The following is a 21,297-nucleotide window of genomic DNA, read 5'->3' on the forward strand; positions in this document are numbered from 1 at the left end:
CGGCCGTGCCCGGTGGGGAGCCTCCCGTCCGTCTGGTGGCCCCGCTACGAGACGGTGACCGTCTTCGTCCCGAAGTCCTCGTAGGCACTGCCCGGGAGCTCCTGGTACCAGACCCGCACGGTGTGCTTGCCCGGCTTCACGCCGGTGAGCGTGACCGCGAGTCCGACGTCGGAGCCCCAGCCCGGGTGCACCTTCTCGACGTCGGCACGGACCGCGTTCGCACTGCCCGCTGCCACGCCGGCACCGTCGAGGTGGATCTTGTACTTGACCGGGTTGAACGTGTCGGGGTCGATGGCCCAGCCCTTCACGGCGACGGTCCCCTTGCCCCCGGTCGCGGCGTCGTACGCCCCGTACACGGCCCCGGTCTTGCCCGTCGCCGCCGGTACGGCGTCCTTGACCGTCACCGACTTGGTGCCGAAGCTGACGTAGTTCCCACCGGGCAGGTCCTGGTACCAGACGGTGACCGTGTGGTTCCCGGCCTTCACGCCCGTCAGCGTGACCGCGAGCCCGACGTCGTCGCCCCAGCCGGGCTTCGCCGCGCCGATGTCCGTGCGGACCGCGCTCGCGCTGCCCGCCGTGGCACCGACGCCGTCGAGGTGGATCTTGTACTTGACCGGGTCGTACCGGTCCGGGTCGATCGCCCATCCCGTGACGGCGACGGTGTTCGGTCCGGCGGTCGCCTTCTCGAACGCACCGGTGACGGCGCCGGTCTTCCCGGTGGCGCCGCTCGACGGCGGGGCGGCCACGGTCACGGTCTTCGTACCGGCACTGACGTAGGTGCCGCTCGGCAGGTCCTGCCACCAGACGGTGACCGTGTGCTTGCCGGGCTCGATGTTCCCCAGGGTGGTGGCGAGCCCGTGCGACGCGCCCCACTTCGGGTAGTCCTTCGCCACGTCGCTGCGCGCCGCGCTCGCACTGCCGGCCGCCACGCCGACGCCGTCGACGTGGACCTTGTACTTCACCGGTGCGTAGGTGTCCGGGTCGATCGCCCAGCCCTTCACGGCGACGGTGCGGACACCGCCGGTGACCGACTCGAAGCCACCCTTCACCGCTCCGGAGGTCCCGGTCGCCGCCGTGACGGTCGTCACCTTCTGGGCGACCTTGACCCAGGTCGCGCCCGGCTTGTCCTGGGTCCAGAGCGAGACCGTGCGGGATCCGGCGGCGACCTTCTGGATCGTCCTGGAGAACCCGACGGTGGAGCTGGCACCCGGGTACTTCGCGGCGATGTCGCTGCGCGTGACGTCGGCGGTCGCGGCGATCGCGCCGACCCCGTCGACCTGCACCTTGTAGGCGGTCGCGGCGGACGAGTCGCGGTCGAGCGCCCAGCCGCTCACGGCGATGGTGCTGGTCCCGCCGGTCACGGTCTCGAGGCTGCCGACCGGGGCCGAGGCGGGTACGGTCACGTCGCCGCAGTTGAGCAGGGTGTTCGCCCCCGCGCCGACGTTGATGCCGAACACGCACACGGTGTGCTTGCCGGGCGTCATGCCGGTGAGCGTCGTCTGGAAGCCGTGCCGGGTGTTGTTCGCCCCGAGCCGCGAGGCCAGGTCGGTCCGGTTGGCGTTCGCCAGGACCGAGGCCTTGCCCACGCCGTCCACGTAGAACTGCGCCTTGATCGGGTCGGTCGTGTCCGGGTCGGCGGTCCAGCCGCGGACCGCGATGGTGCCGCCGACGCCGCCGCTCTGGGAGTCGATGTAGCCGATCGGCGAGGATCCGCCGGTGGGCGAGCCGAACCAGTCGGTGTACATGCGCCAGAAGTTGCGGTTGCCGTAGGCCGAGCACGAGTCGCCGGAACCGTAGAGGTTCGACATCGCTGCGGCGTTCGGGGTGTACGGCGTGTAGATGTACAGGGCCGCGGTCGCCTGGTTCTTGATGTTGACCGTCTTGCGGCCGCACGCGGCGTTCGGGTTGTACAGGATCGCGTTGTTGCGGCCCGCCTGGTACGCCCACGACGTCGGCGAGGCCTGGTAGCGCTTGAACTGCAACGCCGCGGCGTACACCTGCTGTCCGAACCCGAAGTACGCGGGGTCGCACGGTGCGGTGTCCGGGCACGCGAAGCCCGTGGCGTGCAGGTACATGTAGCTCGTCGGCGAGTTCGTCGCGACGATCCCCTGCTCCTTCTGCAGCAGGACGAGCAGGACCTTCTGGCTGATCCCGCACGCGGCGCCGACCTGCGCGATGATCGTGGCGGCCGACTTGCTGCCGCCGGCGATCGCCGAGCAGCGGTTCGGGACGACCCCGATGGCGCTCATGTTCTGGGTGAAGTTCTTCAGGCAGGCGGGGCCGCCGGACGCTTGCTTGCAGTTCGGGGCGACGCTGTTCAGGAACGACTGGACGGCGGAGCCGCTCATCGCGCTGCCGTTGTAGAAGTTGGCGTCGCTGATGATGTTGCCGGGGTCGAAGTTCGCGGCGACGGCGGCGGACGCCGACTCCGTCGTGGTCCGCTCCGACACGATCGTGCCGATGGTCAGGCCGCTCACCGCGATGGCGAGCGCGGCGACCATGCCGAGCACCGAGCGCAGGGGGCGTCGTGGACCGTCGTCGGTCAGGATGGAACGCATCACGGCACCTCCGCCGTCATCGGTTCGGACGTGGTCGACTTCGACCCGACCGAGTACTCCAGGGTGATGGACCAGGTCCCGGTGGACACCTGGCTCGCGGGGAACGACACCTGCGCGCAGTTCACCGAGGACGCACTCGCCTCGGTTCTGCTCGTCAGTGTGCGGGTGGTGCCGCCCTTGGTGGCGACGAACGTGCACGTGCCGGACGTGTCCGTCGTGCCGGAGACCAGGCCACCCGCCTGCAGCGTCTTGCTGGCGGTGTCCCAACCGGAGAACGTCACGAGCGCGGTGGCCGGGAAGTCCGACGGGTCCGTGTCGGGCTCGTTCGTCTGCCCGCTGCCGGGGAACGCCGTCGGTACATCGTCATCGGACGGTTCCGCGGCCGGCTGGCCGGACGTGGTCGACGAGGGGGCCGACGACGGCGCCGAAGCGCTCGGCGAGGGGCTGACGGTCCGCGTCGGACTCGCCGTGGGGCCGGGATCGTCGCCGGCGGAACACCCCGCCGTGAAGAGACTGAGCGCACCGACCACCGCGAGCGCAGCGATCGACCGTGGAACTTGCTGCATGCTTTCGGGCCGTCCTGTGGTTGTTGACAAGGGTCCGGGTTGCGTCAACGGTAACCCCAAAGTGAAGGTTGAGGGTTGTTGTCGCGCACATTGGCCCCCGCACGGGGGCGGACGACGGGTGTCGTCCGGCAGCGGGTGCGCGCCCCGACCTCAGCGGTCCAGTGAGTATGCTGTTCCGGTCCTGCCCCCACCGAACGAAGAGACGTATGGTCGATCAAGCCCGCATGGCGGCGCTCGCCAAGGAGCCCCTCGTCGTGATCGGCGCTCCGACGAGCGCTTTCCGAGGTACCTGGCGAGAACTCCGCGACGTCTTCGGACAGCGCGAGATGCTCGGGATGCTCATCCGCCGCGACCTGAAGGCGCGGTACAAGGACTCGGCACTCGGGTTCGTGTGGACGCTCGTGCGCCCGCTGACCCAGCTGATGATCTACTACTTCGTGATGGGCAAGATCCTCGGCTCGTCACGAGCGATCGACAACTTCGCCATCTACGTCTTCACCGGCCTGACCGCCTACACGCTCTTCAGTGAGATCGTCGCCGGGTCGACCGGGTCGATCGTCGGCAACAGCGGGTTGATCAAGAAGGTCTACGTGCCACGCGAGGTCTTCCCCCTCGCCAGCGTCGGCGCGGCCCTGGTCAACTTCCTCATCCAGTTCGCGATCCTCATCGTCGCGACCATCGTGCTCGGGGTCTTCCCCTGGCACGAGGGGTTGATCTACCTCATCCCGTCGCTGCTGGTGATCCTGGTGTACGGCGCAGCGATCGGCCTCGTGCTGTCGGCGCTCAACGTGTACCTGCGCGACGTGCAGTTCGTCATCGACGTCGGGCTCATGGTCCTCCTCTGGGCGTCGCCGATCGTCTACTCGTACTCGATGGTCGTCGCCGAGCTGAAGGTGCAGTGGCTACTGGCGGTCTACACCAACAACCCGCTCACCCTGTCGGTGCTCGGACTCCAGAACGCGATCTGGATCCACCCGACCCCCGTCGACTACCCACCGCACCTGATGATGCGGCTCGGCATCGCCCTCGTGATCGGGCTGTTCTGCCTCATCGGCGCGCAGCGGGTCTTCTCCCGCCTGCAGGGCAACTTCGCGCAGGAGCTCTAGACCATGGCCATCAGCACCCCCGTCGCCCCGTCGACGTCCGGCGCCACCGCCGAGCGCCCCGACGTCATCGTCATCGACCACGTCCGCAAGCGGTTCGTCGTCCGCAAGGACAACACCATCCGCGAGCGGATCGTCACGCTCGGTCGCGCCGGCCGCAAGCACCGTCAGGACTTCTGGGCACTCGACGACGTCACCGTGTCGATCCAGGCCGGCACCACCGTCGGGCTGATCGGCCAGAACGGATCGGGCAAGTCGACGCTGCTCAAGGCGATCGGCGGGATCATCCAGCCGACCTCCGGAACGGTCTCGCGCCGCGGACGCCTGGCGGCCCTGCTCGAGCTCGGTGCCGGCTTCCACCCCGACCTCTCCGGCCGCGAGAACGTCTTCCTGAACGCGAGCCTGCTCGGCCTGACGCGCAAGGAGACCGAGGAGCGCTTCGACGACATCCTGGCGTTCTCCGGGATCGGCGACTTCATCGACACACAGGTGAAGTTCTACTCATCGGGCATGTACGTGCGACTCGCCTTCGCGGTCGCCGTGCACACCGACCCCGACGTCCTGCTGGTCGACGAGGTGCTCGCCGTCGGTGACGAGGCCTTCCAGCGCAAGTGCCTCGACCGCATCCGTTCGTTCCAGGAGCAGGGCAAGACGATCATCATCGTCACGCACTCCCTCAGCCAGGTGCAGGACATGTGCGACCGCGTCGTGCTCCTGAACAAGGGCAAGGTCCTGCACGACGGGGACCCGATCGGTGCCGTCAGCCTGTTCCGCGACGTGCTCGAGGAACGTCGTGCCGGTGAACTCAGCGCCGACGTCGCGGTCGGTCGCGGCACCGTCCTGCAGGCCTCGGTGCACGCCGACGGCAAGGGGCCGCGCGACGGGGTCACCCCCGGCGACGACCTGCTCGTCGACATGGAGTTCGAGCACCTCGACGGCGTCGAGGACTGGGAAGCAGCGGTCCAGGTCAACAACACGTCCGGCCAGGTGGTCTACGGCACCACGACCGGCATCATGGGCATCCACCTCGAGCCGCTGCACGGCCGCAAGAAGCTCCGCCTCCGCATCGCGGACACGAACTTCGGCACCGGCAAGTACTTCATCAACGTCTCGATGATGGACTCGGCCGGCCGGCACCTGCACGACCTGCCCGAGTGCGACTCGTTCGAGGTCCCCTCGTTCGGCGACGCGGTCGGCAGCGTCTACGCGAAGCCCTCCATCGAGGAGCTCGACTGACGCCCGTCGACGACGCGTCCCGCACCGCGGTCGTCGTCGTCAACTGGAACCGTGCGGACCTCACCACCGCGGCCGTCCGCGCCGTCCTCACCGAGGGCGCGGCCGACCAGGTGCTCGTCGTCGACAACGGGTCGTCCGACGACTCCGTCGCGGCGCTCCGTCGCGACCTGCCGGGTGCCACCGTCATCGCGCGGGAGCACAACGGCGGGTTCGCGGCCGGCGCGAACACCGGCATCCGGCACGCGGACGCCGACGTCGTCGTCCTGCTCAACAACGACGCCGTCCCGGCGCCGGGCTTCGTCCGGGCGCTCCGTGACCACCTGACGCAGGCAGGGCCCGAGGTCGCGGCCGTGACGGGCCGCATCGTGCTCGCCGGACGCTGGACGGGCCTCCCGGTCGGTGCGACGCCCGGACCCGACCAGCGCGTGCTGCAGAGCCACGACGGCCGCCTCTGGACGCCGTCAGCGGACGGCGAGGTCCGCCTGAACTCCACCGGCGTGCGCATCGACCGCGACGGCAACGGGATGGACCGCGACTGGTTCGCGCCCGTCGACCGGGTCGCCGACGTCGACGTCTTCGGGTTCTCCGGCGGTGCGTCCGCCCTGCGCCGCACCGCCCTCGACGACGTCGGCCTGCTCGACGAGTCGCTCTTCATGTACTACGAGGACACCGAGCTCGCGTGGCGGCTGCGCCGACGCGGCTGGCGGGTCGAGCACGCCGCCGACGCGGTCGTGGAACACGACCACTCGGCGTCGTCCGGCGTGCAGAGCGACCTGTTCCTGTTCCGCAACGCGCGGAACCGGATGGTCGTCGCGCTCTGGCACGCGCCGTGGGCCACCGTCCTGCGGGCGAGCGCCCGCACCCTCTTCCGCGGCCTGCGCGGACTGCTCGCCGCTCCCACCCGACGGGAGGCCCGGCTCGTCCTGGCAGCGTTCGCGGACGTCGTCGGGGCGCTCCCGTCGCACCTCGCGCGGCGGCTCCGCGAGTCGCGGCGCGCGTCCGTCCCGCGCCGCAGCGTGGACCCGGGCGCATGAGCGCGGAGGGCTATCCTGGTCTCTCCCCAGCCCACTCCCACTCCCCCGCCGACGGTCCCGACCACGGCGGCCCCGTCCGGAAGGACCCACGCGTGCCGCAGCTCACCGTCCTCGTCGACGGGACCGCGGTACCGCGTGAACTCGGTGGTGTGGGCCGCTACGTCGAGGGGTCGTGTCGCACCTGACCGACCCGGCGCTCGACGTCCACCTGGTGGTCCGACCGGTGCACGCTTCGCACTTCGCCGCCGTCGCGCCGCACGCGACCGTGCACACCGCGCCGGGTTGGACCGACTCGGTGCCGCTCCGGTTCCTGTGGGAGCAGACCGGGCTGCCGGCGCTCGGCCGCCGCCTCGGCGCGAACGTGCTGCACTCCCCGCACTACACGTTCCCGTTCGCGTGGCGCGGCGGATCGGTCGTCACGCTGCACGACGCCACGTTCTTCTCGAACCCCGAGTGGCACTCCCGCCTGAAGCGCACGTTCTTCACCTGGTGGAGCCGTCGTTCGCTGCGCTCGCGCCCGGTCGTCATCGTGCCGAGCGCGGCCACCGCGACCGAGGCCGCACGCGTCGTGAGCGGCATCCGCGCCGACGTCCGGGTCGCACCGCTCGGGGTCGACCGCGCCGTGTTCCACGAGCCGTCCACGGCCGAGGTCGAGGACGCCCGGATCGCCGCGACGCTGCCGGAGGGCGCGCCCTGGATCGCGTTCCTCGGCACGATCGAACCGCGGAAGAACGTCACCGCACTGCTCGACGCCTACGTCGCGGTGCGCTCCGCGCGGACGACGGCGGGCGCCGACACGCCGTGGCTGGTGCTCTCCGGGGCCCGCGGGTGGGACGAGTCCGCGATCACCCGGCTCGACGCCCTGCAGCCCGACGACCGCGTGATCGAGGCCGGGTACCTGCCCCTCGAGGACCTGGCGGGCTACCTCGGCGGCGCGGAGTTCGTCGTCTACCCGTCCCTCGGCGAGGGCTTCGGCCTGCCGGTGGTCGAGGCGATGGCCTCCGGTGCGTGCGTCCTGACCACCCGGCGGTTGTCGATGCCCGAGGTCGGCGGTGACGCAGCCGTGTACACCGAGCCGTCCGCCCCCGCGCTGGCGTCAGCGATGACGCGGCTGCTCGACGACCCGTCGCTCGTCGCGTCGCACCGGGCGGCCGCGCTGGCCCGGGCCTCCTCGTTCACGTGGGAGGCCACGGCCGCCGTGCACGTCGAGGCCTACTCGGCCGTGGCCCGGGACGCTCGGGCCGGGGGTACCCGGTGATCCGCGTCGCCGTGCTGACGGTCACCTACAACACCGGCGAGACCATCCGGCCGTTCCTGGCGAGCGTCGCGGCGGCGTCCTCGGAGCCGGTCGCCGTCGTGATCGCCGACAACGGGTCGGCCGACATCGACGCACTGCGGGCGATCGGTGAGTCCTACGGCGCCGTCGTGGTGTCATCGGGGGCAACCGTGGCTACGGCGGGGGCATCGACGCCGCACTGAGCGCCCTCGACGACGTCCTGCCCGACGTCCGCCCCGAGTTCCTGCTCGTCACGAACCCCGACGTCGTGCTCGCACCCGGCTCGATCGACGAACTCGTGCGCGCCGCCGACCGGCTGCCGTCCGGCGGGTCGTTCGGGCCGCGGATCCTCGACGACCAGGGCGAGACCTACCCGTCCGCACGCCAACTGCCGTCGCTCCGGACCGGGCTCGGGCACGCGGCGTTCTCCCGGTTCTGGCCCGCCAACCCGTGGAGCCAGCGGTACTGGTCGACCACGCAGGTCGTCGAGCGCGAGGCCGGCTGGCTGTCCGGCGCGTGCTTCCTCATCCGCACCGACCTGTTCCGGCAGTTGGACGGGTTCGACGAGTCGTACTTCATGTACTTCGAGGACGTCGACCTGGGCCAGCGCGTCGGTCGCTCCGGTCGGGTGAACGTCTACGTGCCGACCGCCGTGGTCACGCACACCGGTGCGCACTCGACGTCGTCGAACCGGCGTCGCATGGAGATCGAGCACCACCGCAGCGCGTACCGGTTCCTGTCGCGGAAGTACGGGGCGTGGTGGCTGCTGCCGCTGCGCCTGGTGCTGCGCGCCGGCCTGTCGCTCCGTGCCCGCTGGGTCACCCGCAAGTAGCCAGCACCCCGGTCGGTCGGTCGGTCTCCGGGGTCAGCGACGCAGGCGGGCTCGCTCGGTGCGGGCCGCCTCGAGCAGTACCCCGGCGCGCGCGTCGAAGGAGTGCTCCGCGGCGATGCGCCCGGCCACGACGGCCCGCGCAGCAGCCGACGGCCACGGTCGCGCCGGATCGAGCAGGACGGCGAGCTCGTCGCGGGAACCCGCCACCGCCAGGGTCGGTACGTCGAGGACCTCGGCGAGCCCGGCGACCGCGTCCGTGACGACGACTCCCCGGACGCCAGCACGTCGAACACCCGGTTCGACACGAAGCCGCCAGCGGCCATGTCCGGCCAGTGGTCGTTGAGCACCAGGCGTGCCGAGGAGTAGGCCGTTGCGACCTCGGCCCGGCTCAGCGACGGTTCGCCCAGGGCCCCCGCCGGCACGAGCGGTCCCCACCCGGGCCCGTGCACCCGCAGGTCCGCACCGAGCGCCACCGCATCCGACACCACCGGACGAGCGGCTCCGCGGGTCGACCCGACGAACACCACCCGGTCGGCATCGGCGCTGCTCGTCGACCGCGCACCCGTGTGGAACACCGCGGGGTCGGTCGCCTGCAACAGCGTCCGGACCGGTACGCCCGAACGCACCCCGGCCGCAGCCGCCCACACCGGACCGGCGGCGAAGGCGACGTCGAAGGAACGCAGCTCGGTGTCCGTGACGTCGTCGGGGTGGCTGATCACCCAGAGCAGGTTGACGGACGCCGGGTTCGGCGGCACCCGGTCGAGCCCGCGGATCACCAGGGTCACGTCGTCGGCGGCGTCGTCGTCCCGCACGTGGGCGTCCCGCCGGTCGATCCGGACGCGCTGCCCGAGCCGCTCGAGGGCGCCGGCCAGCTCGGCCGCGAAGTGCACGTCGCCCCAGCCGTCACCATCGGACCCCGCGGGAGCGGCGATCTTGAGCGACCACGACAGCTCGTCCCCGTCGCTCTGCGAGCGGGGCGTCGGTGCCACGGGTCGCGCGCCCCACGGGGGCAGCGGCGGCCCGGCCGTGACGGCGAACCCGCGCGGGTCGGGCCGGCGGTCCCGCCAGCCGGCGAAGGCGTCGACGACGGCCCCGTCGACCGTGCGGCCGGCCTCGGCGGAGCGTTCGACGGCCCAGGTGACGACGGCGTCGTGCCCGGTCCGGTCCGCGACCGCGCGGCTCCAGGCCGTCAGCGTCATCCGTTCGTCCGGGAGGCACGGAGCCGGCACCAGCGCGGGTCCCGGCACGGCGAGCACGGGCTGGTCCGCGGCGAAGACCGGCACGGTGCGGATGCCGTCCGCGAGGCGGGCACGGTCGACGGCCGCGGCGACCGAGGCGTCCACGGGCGCCGCTGCGTCCGGTGCACCAGGGGCCCCCGACCCCGCACCGGTCGTGCCGTCGTCGGTCCACGGCAGCGCCCCGGGCCGGAGCAGCCGAGCACCGTGTCGGCGCCCGCCGTCCGCCGTCCACACGCGAGCCTGCGCCACACGGTCGGTGCCCGCGGCCGCGAGCACCTGGAGGTCCTGGTCGGTCGCGCCGACGGTGGAGTCCACGACGAGCAGCACCCGGCCCACCCCGGACGAGACCCCCGCGTTGATCGCGGACCCGATGCCGTCCACCGGCTCGCGCAGCACCCACGGCACACCGCGGACCGGTTCCCCGACGGGTGAAGCGTCCGCCACGTAGCCGACAGCCCGGACGTCAACGTCCGGGCCGAACGCCACACGGGCCGCCGTCACCGCGGCCGGCAGCCGGTCGTACCGGTCGGACCGGCTCACCAGCAGCACGGTGACCGCGCGGTCGAGCTGCGACAGCGGGCCGCCGAAACCGGCCACGCGGACGACGGCAGCCGGCGCCGCGGGCGCTGGACCGGGATCGTGGTGGACGGACGCCGTCGTCCCGCGACGACGGCGACCGAACCAACCAGGACCAGGGGCCATGCGGGGAACCAGCCGAGCGGTGACTAGACGCCGAGCAGGCGCTGGAGGTAGACGCCGTAGCCGCCCTTGACGAGCGGCGCGGCGAGCGCGGACAGTTGCTCGTCGTCGATCCAGCCGTTGCGCCAGGCGATCTCCTCGATGCACCCGATCTTGAAGCCCTGCCGGTCCTCGATGACCTTCACGTACTCGGACGCCTGCATCATCGACTCGAACGTGCCGGTGTCGAGCCAGGCCGTGCCGCGGTCGAGGACCTGGACACCGAGCTCGCCGGCCTCGAGGTAGCGCTCGTTGACCGTGGAGATCTCGAGCTCGCCGCGCGCACTCGGTTCGATCGTCTTGGCGATCTCGATGACCTTGTTGTCGTAGAAGTACAGGCCGGGGACGGCGTAGTTCGACTTCGGCTCGGCCGGCTTCTCCTCGATGGAGACCGCCGTGAAGGCGTCGTCGAACTCGACGACGCCGTACGCCTTCGGGTCGGCCACGTGGTACGCGAAGATCGTCGCACCCGCGACCTCGGTGTTCTTCTTCAGGCTCGTGCCGAGGCCGGTCCCGTGGAAGATGTTGTCGCCGAGCACGAGGGCGACGCTGTCGTCGCCGATGAAGTCCTCGCCGATGACGAACGCCTGCGCGAGCCCGTCCGGGGACGGCTGCACGGCGTACTGGATCTCCATGCCGAGGGCGGAGCCGTCGCCGAGCAGGGCCTTGAACTGCTCGTTGTACTCCGGCGTCGTGATGACGAGCACTTCGCGGATGCCGGCCATCATGAGCGTCGACAGCGGGTAGTAGACCATCGGCTTGTCGTAGATCGGCATGAGCTGCTTGCTGATGCCCTTGGTGATCGGCCAGAGACGGGTGCCGGAACCCCCGGCGAGGATGATGCCCTTCATCGCAGTGCGCTTCCTTCGTTCGTTACTTCGTCGTGCGGAGCGACTCGGTGTAGGCCACGCACTCCTCGTAGATGGGCAGCAGACCCGCGGCGGCGGCTTCGTCGAGCGTCGGTGCGCTGGTGTCCTTGTCGGACAGCACGAGCTCGCCGAGGCCCTCGGGCAGCTCGAGGCCGACGGTCGGGTCGAGGATCGTGATCCCCTTCTCGCGCTCGGGGTTGTAGTGGGCGCTCACGAGGTAGTTCACGGTGGAGCGGTCCTCGAGCGCGACGATCGCGTGTCCGAGGCCCTCGGACAGGTAGACGGCCTTGCGGTCGACGTCGTCGATGCGGACGGAGTCCCACTGCCCGAAGGTCGGCGACCCCACCCGGATGTCGATGATGTAGTCGATGAACGCCCCGCGGACGGCGGTGACGTACTTCGCCTGGCTCGGCGCGACGAGGGCGTAGTGGATGCCCCTGGCGACGCCGGCCGCCGAGATCGACATGTTGACCTGTCGGAGGTCCAGCGGGTGACCGACCGTCTCTTCGAGGACGTCGGCGCGGTACGCCTCGAGGAATGATCCTCGTGCGTCGCCGTGCTGGACGGGCGTGAACTCCCACGCGCCGGGGATCTTCAGTTCGCGGATCTGCACTGCTGCACCCTACCAAGCCGTCCGGTCGACCACCGTCGGCAGGCCGGGCCTGCACCGAACCGTGGGTTCGCATAGGCTGTCCTGGCCTCGCGCACCTGCCGGACCCCAGAAACGAGACACTGCGAACCCGTGAAGCTCTTCATCCAGATCCCCTGCCTCAACGAGGAGAACACCCTCGCCAGCGTCATCGACTCCATCCCGCGGGAGATCGACGGCATCGACGAGATCGAGATCCTGGTGATCAACGACGGCAGCACCGACCGCACCGTCGAGGTCGCCAAGGAGCACGGCGTCAAGCACTTCGTGCACCACACCACGAACATGGGGCTCGCCCGCTCGTTCCGTGACGGCGTCGACTACGCGCTGCTGCACGGGGCCGACATCGTCGTGAACACCGACGGCGACAACCAGTACCCGCAATCGCAGATCGCCGAGCTGGTCCAGCCGATCCTGCGCAAGCAGGCGGAGATCGTCATCGGCGACCGGCAGACGCGCACGATCGAGCACTTCTCGGGCTTCAAGAAGCTCATGCAGCGCTTCGGCTCGTGGGTCGCCAGCCGTGCAGCGGGGCTCGACCTGCCCGACGCCGCCAGCGGGTTCCGCGCGTACTCGAAGTACTCCCTCATCCGGCTGAACATCGTGACGCGCTTCAGCTACTGCATGGAGACCATCGTGCAGGCCGGCTACAAGCGGCTGGCGATCGCGTCCGTGCCGATCACGACGAACCCGAAGACCCGCGAGTCCCGGCTGTTCAAGAACATCTGGCAGCACATGTTCCAGTCCGGCTCGGCGATCGCCCGCGTGTACCTGATGTACCGGCCGATGGCGCTGTTCCTGTGGGTGGCCGCGATCCTCGGCGTACTCGGCGCCTGGCCGCTCGTCCGGTACCTCGTCCTCCTCGCGATGCACACCGGTGGCAACCACCTGCAGTCCATCATCCTGGGCGTCGTGCTCCTCATCACCGCGGTCCTGAGCATCGTGATCGGCGTCGTCGCCGACCTGACCAGGCTGAACCGGACGCTGGCCGAGGAGCAGCTCGACCTGCAGAAACTGCAGCGGTATGGCGACTGAGCGCGGCGCATCCGTGCTCGACCGACGGACCCGCCTCGCGCTCTGGCTGCGCCGCCCCGGCAGCTGGGTGGAGATCGCCGCCTGGGCGGGGCTCGCCGCCTTCGTCGTCTGGACCCTCGGTCCTGCCCTGATCGGGCACGGCACCTTCCTGAACACCGGACTCCTGGCCCGGTACACCCCGTGGGGCGAGTCGCTCCGGTCGATGACCACGTCGACGAACATCCTCAACAGCGACACGATCGACACGGTCGCGCCGCAGACCTCGCTCCTCACCCGCCTGGCCCACGAGGGCGTCTTCGCCGCGTGGAACCCCTACGTCGCGGGCGGGGCCGAACTCGGCGGGATCCCCGACTCCGGTGCCTGGTCGCCGCTCTCGCTGCCCTGGTGGTTCCTGCCGCTGTCGTACGCGCCCGGCATGGTGAAGCTGCTCGAGGTCGTCGTCGTCACCGTCGGCATGTCGCTCCTGCTGCGCCGTTGGGGCGTTCCCCGCGCTGGCTGGGCGATCGCCGCCCTGGTCTACTCGTCGTCCGGCTTCATGGTCGCGTGGGCGAACTGGCCGCAGACCCGTGTGGCGGCCTGCATCCCGCTGCTGTTCTGGGCGATCGACCGTGCCGCGGTGGAGCTCCGCGCGCGCGACGTCATCGCGGTGGGGGTCCCGCTCGCGTCGATGCTGCTCGGCGGCTTCCCCGCGATCGTCGGGTACACGCTCTTCATCGGCGGCCTCTACTTCCTGGTCCGGACGATCGTGGCCCACCGCCGCGTGATGCCCGTCGTCCGCAGCGGGGTCCTCGCGGTCGGCGGCATCGTGTTCGGGTTGCTGTTGTCCGCCTGGCAACTCGTCCCGTTCGCCATCAACGCGACGAGCCTGGTCGACTTCAGCGGACGCGGGCAGAGCGGCCCGAACGGTCTCGGAACCCCACCGCTCGTCAGCGCCTGGGTGCCGGACATCTCGTTCGTGCAGAGCACCGGGCCGGCGTGGGGCATCCGCAACCCGGTCGAGGAGTACTCGTACCTGGGCATCGCCGCCGTGGTGCTCATCGCAGCGGCGGTCCTCATCCGACCGGCGCTCCCCAGCCCGGCGCTCCGGACCGAGGACGCCGCCCCGGACGTCCGGGCACGGCACGACCTCGTCCGACGCCGCACGCACGGTGTCGTCGCGATGGTCGCGGCGATGCTCGCGCTCGCCGTCGTCATCGTCTACCTGGGCGGCCCCGTCCTGTCGGCCGTCCGCGAGCTCCCGGTGTTCGACACCAACCCGATCGGCCGCGCACGCGTCGTCGTGCTGTTCCTCGCGGCCGCGCTGGCCGGGGTCGGCTTCGGCCGCGTGGCGCAGCCCGAGAACCTGCGTGACGAGTTCGCGCGCTTCCGGGCAGCAGGACCGCTCCGACGCACCGGTCGCGTCCTGGCGATCGCCGTGGTGCTCTTCGTGGCGGTCGGGGTCGGCGCGCAGACGCTGCTCGCGATCCCGGCCATCTCCGAGGAGTACGTGCACCGCACCAAGGTCGAGATCCTCTGGGTGGGGATCCTCGGCGCCGCCACCGTGGTGCTCGTCCTGCTCGTGTGGGTGCTGCGGTCGCGGATCCTGACGACGATCGCGTCGGTCGGCGTCGTCGCCCTCGTCGCGGTGCCCGCCGTCATCGCCACGCAGCCCTGGTGGCCGATCGCGCCGACGTCGACGTTCTACCCGACCACCCCGGCGATCGACTACCTGCGGAAGCACGTCGCCGACCAGGGCCGCTACGCGACCACCGGCAGCGCGATGCTCCCCGGGTCGTCGTCGTACTACGAGATCCGCGAGACCACCGGCCACGCCTTCCAGACCGCCCAGTGGAAGGAACTGATGCGGGCGGTCGACCCGGACACCTACCCGACGGCGACGTACCTGTCGTTCGAGCCGAACCGCATCCCGTCACTCGCCACGTCGGGCATCCTCGACCGGGTCAGCACGAAGTACCTGGTGGCCGACCCGTCCGCGCCACTCGCCGGCACGGCCGAGCCGGGCGCTTCCCAGACGAAGTGGTCCGACCTGACCGCGGCGAACCCGTCGGTCGACTCGGCGAGCCACACCGGACCCGTCAACGGCGTCACGTTCACCGGGCCGCCGGCGCCCACGACCTCCGCCGGGGGCATGACGCTCGAGGTCGCGATCGTCGCAGACGACTCCGGCGAGACCCTCGCGTCGACGTCGAGCTGGGTCCCCGGACTCGGTGGGCCACGGAACGTCGCGCTCGAGGGTTCGGAGATCCCGGCCTCGACCTCGTGGCACGTCCGGATCACCGTCACCGGACAGGACAAGCTCGTCCCGATCGGCACGGACGACGCCGGCGACGCCGTGATGAGCATCACGCGCCCGGACGACGGCGACGGCGTGACGGTCGTGCACACCGGCGACGCGACGATCTACGAGCGCAGCGACGCCGTGGACCGGGTGCGGTGGGCCTCCGACCAGGTCGTCGAACGGACCGCCACCGCCCGCATCCGGACCCTCGCCGACAAGTCGTTGCCGGCGTCCACGGTCGTCCTCAGCAAGCCGTCGAGCCACACCGCCGACCCGGACGGCACCGCACGGATCACCGTCCAGGGCGATGACGTCAACCGGACCGTCGCGAAGGTCGACGCCACCGCCGCCGGCTGGGTGGTCGTCTCCGACTCCCTGCAGCGAGCGGGGTGGACGGCCACCGTCGACGGTGCGCCGACGGACCTGGTGGCAGCCGACGACGCCGGCGGTGCGGTCTGGGTGCCGGCGGGCGAGCACACCGTCGCACTGCAGTACGCGGTGCCGGGAGCTCGGACCGGGTACCTGCTCAGCGGCGCCACGGTCCTGCTCACGATCCTCACCTGCACCGTCGTGACCGTCCTCGTCCGACGCCGCCGCAGGCGACCGGGCGACGACGCCGTGAGCGCGACCCACTAGCATCGTCAATCGATCCACCGTCACCGACTCCGAAAAGGAACCAGATCACGTGAAGATCCTCGTCACCGGCGGAGCCGGCTTCATCGGCTCGAACTTCGTCCGACGCACCCTGCAGGACGCCTACCCCGGACTCGAGGGTGCCGAGGTCGTCGTCTACGACGCCCTGACCTACTCGGGAAACCTGGCCAACCTCGCCCCGGTGTCGGACTCCCCGCGCTACACCTTCGTCGAGGGCGACATCCGCGACGCCGCGAAGCTCGACGAGGTCATCCCGGGCATCGACGCGATCGTGCACTTCGCCGCCGAGTCCCACGTCGACCGCTCGGTCCGCGACTCCGGCATCTTCGTCGAGACCAACGTCGTCGGCACCCAGCGCCTGCTCGACGCGGCACTCCGCCACGGCACCGAGCGCTTCGTGCACGTGTCCACCGACGAGGTCTACGGCTCGATCAGCGAGGGTTCGTGGGACGAGGAGCGCCCGCTCGAGCCGAACTCGCCCTACTCGGCGTCGAAGGCCGGCAGCGACCTGCTCGCGCGCAGCTACCACCGGACCCACGGGCTGAACCTCTCGATCACCCGCTGCTCGAACAACTACGGGCCGTACCACTTCCCCGAGAAGGTCATCCCGCTGTTCGTGACGAACCTCATCGACGACCGGCACGTGCCGCTGTACGGCGAGGGCAACAACATCCGCGACTGGCTGCACGTCGACGACCACACCCGTGGCATCGCGCTCGTGCTCACCAAGGGCCGCGCCGGCGAGATCTACAACATCGGCGGCGGTACCGAGCTGACGAACAAGGAGCTCACGCAGCTCCTGCTCGACGCGACCGGCAAGGACTGGTCGTACGTCGACCGCGTCGCCGACCGCCTCGGCCACGACCTCCGGTACTCGGTCGACATCTCGAAGATCCAGGCAGAGCTCGGGTACGAGCCGCAGGTGCCGTTCGAGCAGGGCCTCGCCGACGTCGTGCAGTGGTACCGCGACAACCGCACGTGGTGGGAGCCCCTCAAGGAGCGTGCCGCGCTCTCCTGAGCAGCGGTCCCCCACCCGACCACCACCGACACGGAAGCGACACCATGACCCGGTACCTCATCACCGGCGCCGCCGGCATGCTCGGCCACGACCTGCAGCAGGCCCTGGCCGGCCGCGAGGTCACGGCGCGCTCCCGTGCCGAGCTGGACATCACGGACCCGGCGGCCGTGGACGCCGCGGTCGCCGGGCACGACGTCGTCATCAACTCGGCCGCGTACACCAAGGTGGACGACGCCGAGTCACACGAGGACACCGCCCACGCGGTGAACGCGACCGGTCCGGCACTGCTCGCCGAGGCCGCCGTGCGGCACGGGGCGAAGTTCGTGACCGTCTCCACCGACTACGTCTTCGACGGCAACGGCACCGCGCCGTACCCGGAGGACGCCCCGACCGACCCGGTCAACGCGTACGGACGGTCCAAGGCGGCCGGCGAGGCCCTGGTGCGCGAGATCGCACCGGACTCGTCGTACGTGGTCCGCACCGCGTGGATCTACGGCGCACACGGTCCGAACTTCGCGGCGACGATGCTCCGGCTCGCGGCGTCCCACGAGACGGTGAGCGTCGTCACCGACCAGGTCGGGCAGCCCACGTGGACCGGTGACCTGGCGGCACGCATCGTCGCGCTGGTCGACGGCGACGCCCCGGCCGGGATCTACCACGGCACGAACAGCGGGCAGGGGTCGTGGTACGACTTCACCCGGGCGATCTTCTCGGAGAACGGCCTCGACCCGGAGCGGGTCCTGCCGACCGACAGCGCCGCCTTCGTCCGTCCGGCACCCCGCCCCGCCTACAGCGTCCTCGGCCACGACGGCTGGTCCCGCGCCGGCCTGGCGCCGATGCGCGACTGGCGCGAGGCGCTGCACGCTGCGACCGCCGCCGGGGTCTTCAGCGCATGACGGTGCCGTCCACCCTGGTGGTCGGCGCCGGCGGGTTCCTCGGCGGAGCGGTCCGCCGGTCCCTCGTGGCGTCCGGAACCGACCCGCTCGTCGCGCGCGTGCCCTGGGACGACCAGGACGCTGCGGTCTCCGCGCTGGTCGACGCCCTCCGCGTGGTCCGCTCCGGTCCGGAACCGTGGCGGCTGCTGTGGTGCGCGGGGACCGGCGTCGTCGCGACCGGTGCCGACGTCTTCGACGCCGAGCAGCGACTCATCGCACGGGTGCTCGACGCCACCCGTGACGACCGGTCCGGCGCCGGCACGGTGTTCTTCGCCTCCTCCGCCGGCGCGGTGTACGCGGGCAGCGCGACACCGCCCTTCGACGAGCAGACCGAACCCGTGCCGCTCGCCCCGTACGGGCACGCGAAGCTGGCGGTCGAGGGACAGTTCCGCGAGTGGGCGCACGACACCGGCTCGCGGCTCGTGGTCGGTCGGATCTCGAACCTGTACGGGCCGGGGGCGAACCTGCGCAAGCCGCAGGGGCTCGTCTCGCAGCTGACCCTCGCGCACCTCGAAGGTCGCCCGTCGTCGATCTACGTGCCGATGTCGACCACACGCGACTACCTGTACATCGACGACGCCGTGGACATGGTGCTCCGGACCCTCGACCTCGTCGAGCAGGACGCCGCAGTTACGCCCGTCGTGACGAAGATCCTCGCGTCGGGGCAACCGGCCACCATCGCGGACGTGATCGACGCCGTGGAGCACACACTCGGCACCCGCCTCGAGATCCGCGAGGGCGCAGATCCGTCCGCCACCTTCCAGGGGCTCGACCTGCGGATGCGGTCCGACGTGCTCCCACAGGTCGGCGAACGCGCCTTCGTCCCCTTCGGACAGGGCGTCGCGGCGACCGTCGACGCCATCCGCGCGGACCACGCACCGGCCGGGGCCGACCACGCGGAACAGTAGGCACGGCGCAGTAGGATCACGTCATGCGTGATCGACCCGCCGGCCGCATCGGGTCGTTGGACGGGCTCCGCGGAGTCGCCGCTGCCGTCGTCCTGATCCACCACGGCCTGCTCGTCGTCCCGTCGCTGTCGGACGGCAACAACGGTCTGCCGGTGCCGGCCAGCCGCGCGTGGCTCGTGGACTCCCCACTGCACCTGTTCTGGGCCGGCGGCGAGGCCGTCTTCGTCTTCTTCGTGCTGAGCGGCTTCGTCCTGACGCTCCCGTCGCTCCGACGCGCGCAGGACTGGTTCGCGTACTACCCGAGCCGGCTCCTGCGGCTCTACGTGCCGGTGGTCGCCTCGGTCGCACTCGCACTGGTCCTGTTCCTGCTCGTGCCGCGGACCGCCGACCCGGGTTCGTCGGGCTGGCTGCTCCGCCACGTCGAGCCGCTCACCGCCGGCGGGCTGCTGGGCGACGTGACGCTGTGGTCGCCCACGCGGCTGAACAGCCCCCTGTGGTCCCTGACGTGGGAGGTCGCGTTCTCGCTCCTGCTGCCGGTGTTCGTGCTCCTGGCGAAGGCGACCAGCCGGGTATGGTGGCTCACCGCCGTCGCCGCGCTGCTGCTGTCGGCGTACGGGCGACAGGTCCACGAGGACTGGCTGATGTACCTGCCGATGTTCCTGCTCGGCTCGGCCCTCGCCGCCGGTTGGGAACGGATCCCCGAGATCCGACGGGGTCCGGGATGGGCCCTCGCCGCGCTGGCGGTGCTCGGGATCACCTTCGAGTGGTGGGTCCCCCGCTCGATGGTCGGGCTGCACGTGCCGATCGTGGTCCTCGCCTCGGCAGGCCTCATCGTGCTCCTGTGCGGCAAGTGGCTGCCGGCGGAACGGGTCATGCTCGGGCCCGTGCCGCGAGCCCTCGGCCGGCTGTCGTTCAGCCTGTACCTGGTGCACGAGCCGATCACGGTGTCGGTCGCGCTCCTGCTGCCGACGTCGGTGCCGTGGCTGACCCCGATCATCGCGATCCCCGTGGCGGTCGTCGTCGCCGGGCTCTTCGCGCGGCTCGTCGAGCTGCCGGCGCACCGCCTGGCGAAGCGCGTGGCGAAGACCATCACCGTGCGCCGGGGGCGCGTGGGGCCGGCCGCTCCGCGCGACGACGGCGCGGACGCCGGTCTGCGGGACGACGACCGCCGGGCGGCTTAGCGGCTCAGGCGCGCGCGGCGGCGAGCAGGTCGCGGTAGCGGTCGCCGACGGCCTCGACGGTGTGCGCGGCGGCGGTCTGCGCGGCAGCGCGGCCGAGCCGCTCGGCGAGCTGCGGGTCGGCGAGCAGGCGGTCGACCGCCGAGGCCAGCGCGTCGGCGTCGCCGGGAGCGACGAGCAGACCGTTCACACCGTCCTCGATGACGTCGACGATGCCGGGCACCGCCGACGCCACGATCGCGCAGCCGGCGGACATGGCCTCGAGCAGGGCGACGGGCAGGCCGTCGCGGTCGCCGTTCGCGGCCGGTACGGACGGGTAGAGCGCGATGGAGGCCGTCGCGTACTCCGCCGCGAGCGCTTCCTTGCCGCGCGCGCCGAGGAACGTCACGACCGAGCCCGCACGTGCCTCGAGCTGCGCACGCAACGGGCCGTCGCCGACCACGGCGACCTCGGCCGGCTGCTCGGTCATCCGGTCGAGGGCGTCGAGCAGGACGGTGGCGCCCTTCTTCTCGACGAGTCGGCCGACGAAGAGGACCCGACCGGGGACACGCGTCTCGCGCTCGACGGCGCGCGTGATCGGGTCGAGGTCGACGCCCATCGGGACGACGTGCACCTGCTCGTCGCGGGCGCCGAGCTTGCCGAGTTCCCGCGCCATGTCGGTGCTCATGCAGGTGACGGAGGCGGCGCTGCGGATCACGGACCGTTTGACGGCCTGCAGGAGCGGGTGACGCAGGGCGTAGAGGTCGCCACCCAGCGTGGTCACCACACGTGGCAGGTCGCCGAGCACGAGCTGACCGACGGCGCCCTGGGGATGATCCAGTGCAGCAGCGCGACGTCCGGCTGCGAGCGGCGTCGTTCGCGTCGGAGGGCGGCTGCCATGGACACGAAGAAGAACGGCACCTGCAACCAGCGGGACTTCTTCGCCTTGAGGTTGTCGACGATGGCGCCGTCGGCGAGGTCGCGCCAGCGGGCCGGGAAGTACCCGTACCGCCGGACCTCGACGTCACCGATCCGCTGGTGTGCGCTGGCACCCTTCGTCATCGGGGCGACCACCACGACGCGGTACTCGTCCGACAGCGCGATCGCCAGGTCGAGGACGAAGCCGGGCGTGCCGTCGCCGGCCTCGGCCGGGAAGGTCGACGCAGCGACGAGGAGGGTCGGACGGAGATCCGGATCGGGTCGCATCCAGCGC

At 71.2% G+C, this 21,297-nt stretch carries 18 protein-coding genes and 1 pseudogene; 12 read left to right on the forward strand and 7 right to left on the reverse strand.

Going from position 1 to position 21,297, the window contains the following annotated elements; all coding sequences use genetic code 11:
• Positions 1-44: 44 nt before the first annotated feature.
• Positions 45-2,558: a hypothetical protein gene (locus JN350_RS15020; protein WP_205462689.1), complete on the reverse strand. Its 2,514-nt coding sequence runs from the start codon at positions 2,556-2,558 to the stop codon at positions 45-47.
• A complete protein-coding gene (locus JN350_RS15025; RefSeq protein WP_205462690.1) occupies positions 2,558-3,124 on the reverse strand; it encodes a hypothetical protein in 567 nt (188 codons plus the stop codon). The genes JN350_RS15020 and JN350_RS15025 overlap by 1 nt, the downstream gene beginning before the upstream one ends.
• A gap of 206 nt (positions 3,125-3,330) precedes the next feature.
• Here JN350_RS15025 and JN350_RS15030 point away from each other — a divergent pair, with 206 nt between their 5' ends.
• The 6 genes and pseudogenes from JN350_RS15030 to JN350_RS19725 all read left to right on the forward strand — a co-directional run.
• The gene (locus JN350_RS15030; RefSeq protein ID WP_205462691.1) at positions 3,331-4,230 is read left to right on the forward strand and encodes an ABC transporter permease; all 900 of its coding nucleotides are present in this window, start codon (positions 3,331-3,333) and stop codon (positions 4,228-4,230) included.
• Between the two features lie 3 nt (positions 4,231-4,233).
• The gene (locus JN350_RS15035) at positions 4,234-5,463 is read left to right on the forward strand and encodes an ABC transporter ATP-binding protein (protein WP_123338962.1); all 1,230 of its coding nucleotides are present in this window, start codon (positions 4,234-4,236) and stop codon (positions 5,461-5,463) included.
• The gene (locus JN350_RS15040) at positions 5,382-6,497 is read left to right on the forward strand and encodes a glycosyltransferase (RefSeq protein ID WP_205462692.1); all 1,116 of its coding nucleotides are present in this window, start codon (positions 5,382-5,384) and stop codon (positions 6,495-6,497) included. The genes JN350_RS15035 and JN350_RS15040 overlap by 82 nt, the downstream gene beginning before the upstream one ends.
• 172 nt (positions 6,498-6,669) lie before the next feature.
• Positions 6,670-7,755 carry a glycosyltransferase family 4 protein gene (locus tag JN350_RS15045; RefSeq protein ID WP_240347351.1) on the forward strand — a complete coding sequence of 362 codons (1,086 nt, stop codon included), beginning with the start codon at positions 6,670-6,672 and terminating at the stop codon, positions 7,753-7,755.
• Positions 7,752-7,976 (forward strand): glycosyltransferase, encoded by a 225-nt coding sequence (locus JN350_RS19720; protein WP_240347352.1) that lies wholly within the window; start codon positions 7,752-7,754, stop codon positions 7,974-7,976. The genes JN350_RS15045 and JN350_RS19720 overlap by 4 nt, the downstream gene beginning before the upstream one ends.
• 41 nt (positions 7,977-8,017) lie before the next feature.
• Positions 8,018-8,398: pseudogene (locus JN350_RS19725) on the forward strand (glycosyltransferase family protein); the annotation flags it as partial.
• Positions 8,399-8,409: 11 nt separating this feature from the next.
• Here JN350_RS19725 and JN350_RS19730 read toward each other — a convergent pair.
• The 3 genes from JN350_RS19730 to JN350_RS15060 all read right to left on the reverse strand — a co-directional run bounded on the left by JN350_RS19730 (position 8,410) and on the right by JN350_RS15060 (position 12,063).
• Positions 8,410-10,440, reverse strand: coding sequence for a glycosyltransferase family protein (locus JN350_RS19730; RefSeq protein ID WP_240347353.1), 2,031 nt, complete (start codon positions 10,438-10,440; stop codon positions 8,410-8,412).
• A gap of 128 nt (positions 10,441-10,568) precedes the next feature.
• Entirely contained in the window at positions 10,569-11,432 is an 864-nt protein-coding gene (gene rfbA / locus JN350_RS15055) for a glucose-1-phosphate thymidylyltransferase RfbA (protein WP_123338958.1), read from the reverse strand.
• A 22-nt stretch (positions 11,433-11,454) separates the two neighbouring features.
• A complete protein-coding gene (locus JN350_RS15060) occupies positions 11,455-12,063 on the reverse strand; it encodes a dTDP-4-dehydrorhamnose 3,5-epimerase family protein (RefSeq protein ID WP_205462693.1) in 609 nt (202 codons plus the stop codon).
• A 129-nt stretch (positions 12,064-12,192) separates the two neighbouring features.
• Between JN350_RS15060 and JN350_RS15065 the strand changes: the two genes are divergently transcribed.
• The 6 genes from JN350_RS15065 to JN350_RS15090 are packed head-to-tail and all read left to right on the forward strand — an operon-like array spanning position 12,193 to position 20,108.
• Positions 12,193-13,134, forward strand: a complete 942-nt coding sequence (locus JN350_RS15065) for a glycosyltransferase family 2 protein (RefSeq protein ID WP_123672241.1) — start codon at positions 12,193-12,195, stop codon at positions 13,132-13,134.
• Positions 13,124-16,048 carry a glycosyltransferase family protein gene (locus JN350_RS15070; RefSeq protein ID WP_205462694.1) on the forward strand — a complete coding sequence of 975 codons (2,925 nt, stop codon included), beginning with the start codon at positions 13,124-13,126 and terminating at the stop codon, positions 16,046-16,048. The genes JN350_RS15065 and JN350_RS15070 overlap by 11 nt, the downstream gene beginning before the upstream one ends.
• A gap of 49 nt (positions 16,049-16,097) precedes the next feature.
• Positions 16,098-17,084 carry a dTDP-glucose 4,6-dehydratase gene (rfbB, locus tag JN350_RS15075; protein WP_123338954.1) on the forward strand — a complete coding sequence of 329 codons (987 nt, stop codon included), beginning with the start codon at positions 16,098-16,100 and terminating at the stop codon, positions 17,082-17,084.
• A 44-nt stretch (positions 17,085-17,128) separates the two neighbouring features.
• Positions 17,129-17,980: a dTDP-4-dehydrorhamnose reductase gene (gene rfbD, locus JN350_RS15080; protein ID WP_205462695.1), complete on the forward strand. Its 852-nt coding sequence runs from the start codon at positions 17,129-17,131 to the stop codon at positions 17,978-17,980.
• Complete coding sequence (locus JN350_RS15085) at positions 17,977-18,927, forward strand: NAD-dependent epimerase/dehydratase family protein (protein ID WP_205462696.1); 951 nt, start codon at positions 17,977-17,979, stop codon at positions 18,925-18,927. The genes rfbD and JN350_RS15085 overlap by 4 nt, the downstream gene beginning before the upstream one ends.
• Before the next feature lie 23 nt (positions 18,928-18,950).
• Complete coding sequence (locus tag JN350_RS15090; RefSeq protein ID WP_205462697.1) at positions 18,951-20,108, forward strand: acyltransferase family protein; 1,158 nt, start codon at positions 18,951-18,953, stop codon at positions 20,106-20,108.
• Between the two features lie 4 nt (positions 20,109-20,112).
• Here the strand turns inward: JN350_RS15090 and JN350_RS15095 are convergent, their stop codons facing one another.
• Positions 20,113-20,868 carry a glycosyltransferase family 4 protein gene (locus tag JN350_RS15095; RefSeq protein ID WP_205462698.1) on the reverse strand — a complete coding sequence of 252 codons (756 nt, stop codon included), beginning with the start codon at positions 20,866-20,868 and terminating at the stop codon, positions 20,113-20,115.
• Positions 20,865-21,290: a hypothetical protein gene (locus JN350_RS15100; protein WP_205462699.1), complete on the reverse strand. Its 426-nt coding sequence runs from the start codon at positions 21,288-21,290 to the stop codon at positions 20,865-20,867. Before JN350_RS15100 ends, JN350_RS15095 begins: the two co-directional genes overlap by 4 nt.
• Positions 21,291-21,297: the final 7 nt, after the last annotated feature.

Origin of the sequence: Curtobacterium sp. 24E2 (assembly GCF_016925595.1) — a bacterium.
GTDB lineage: Bacteria > Actinomycetota > Actinomycetes > Actinomycetales > Microbacteriaceae > Curtobacterium.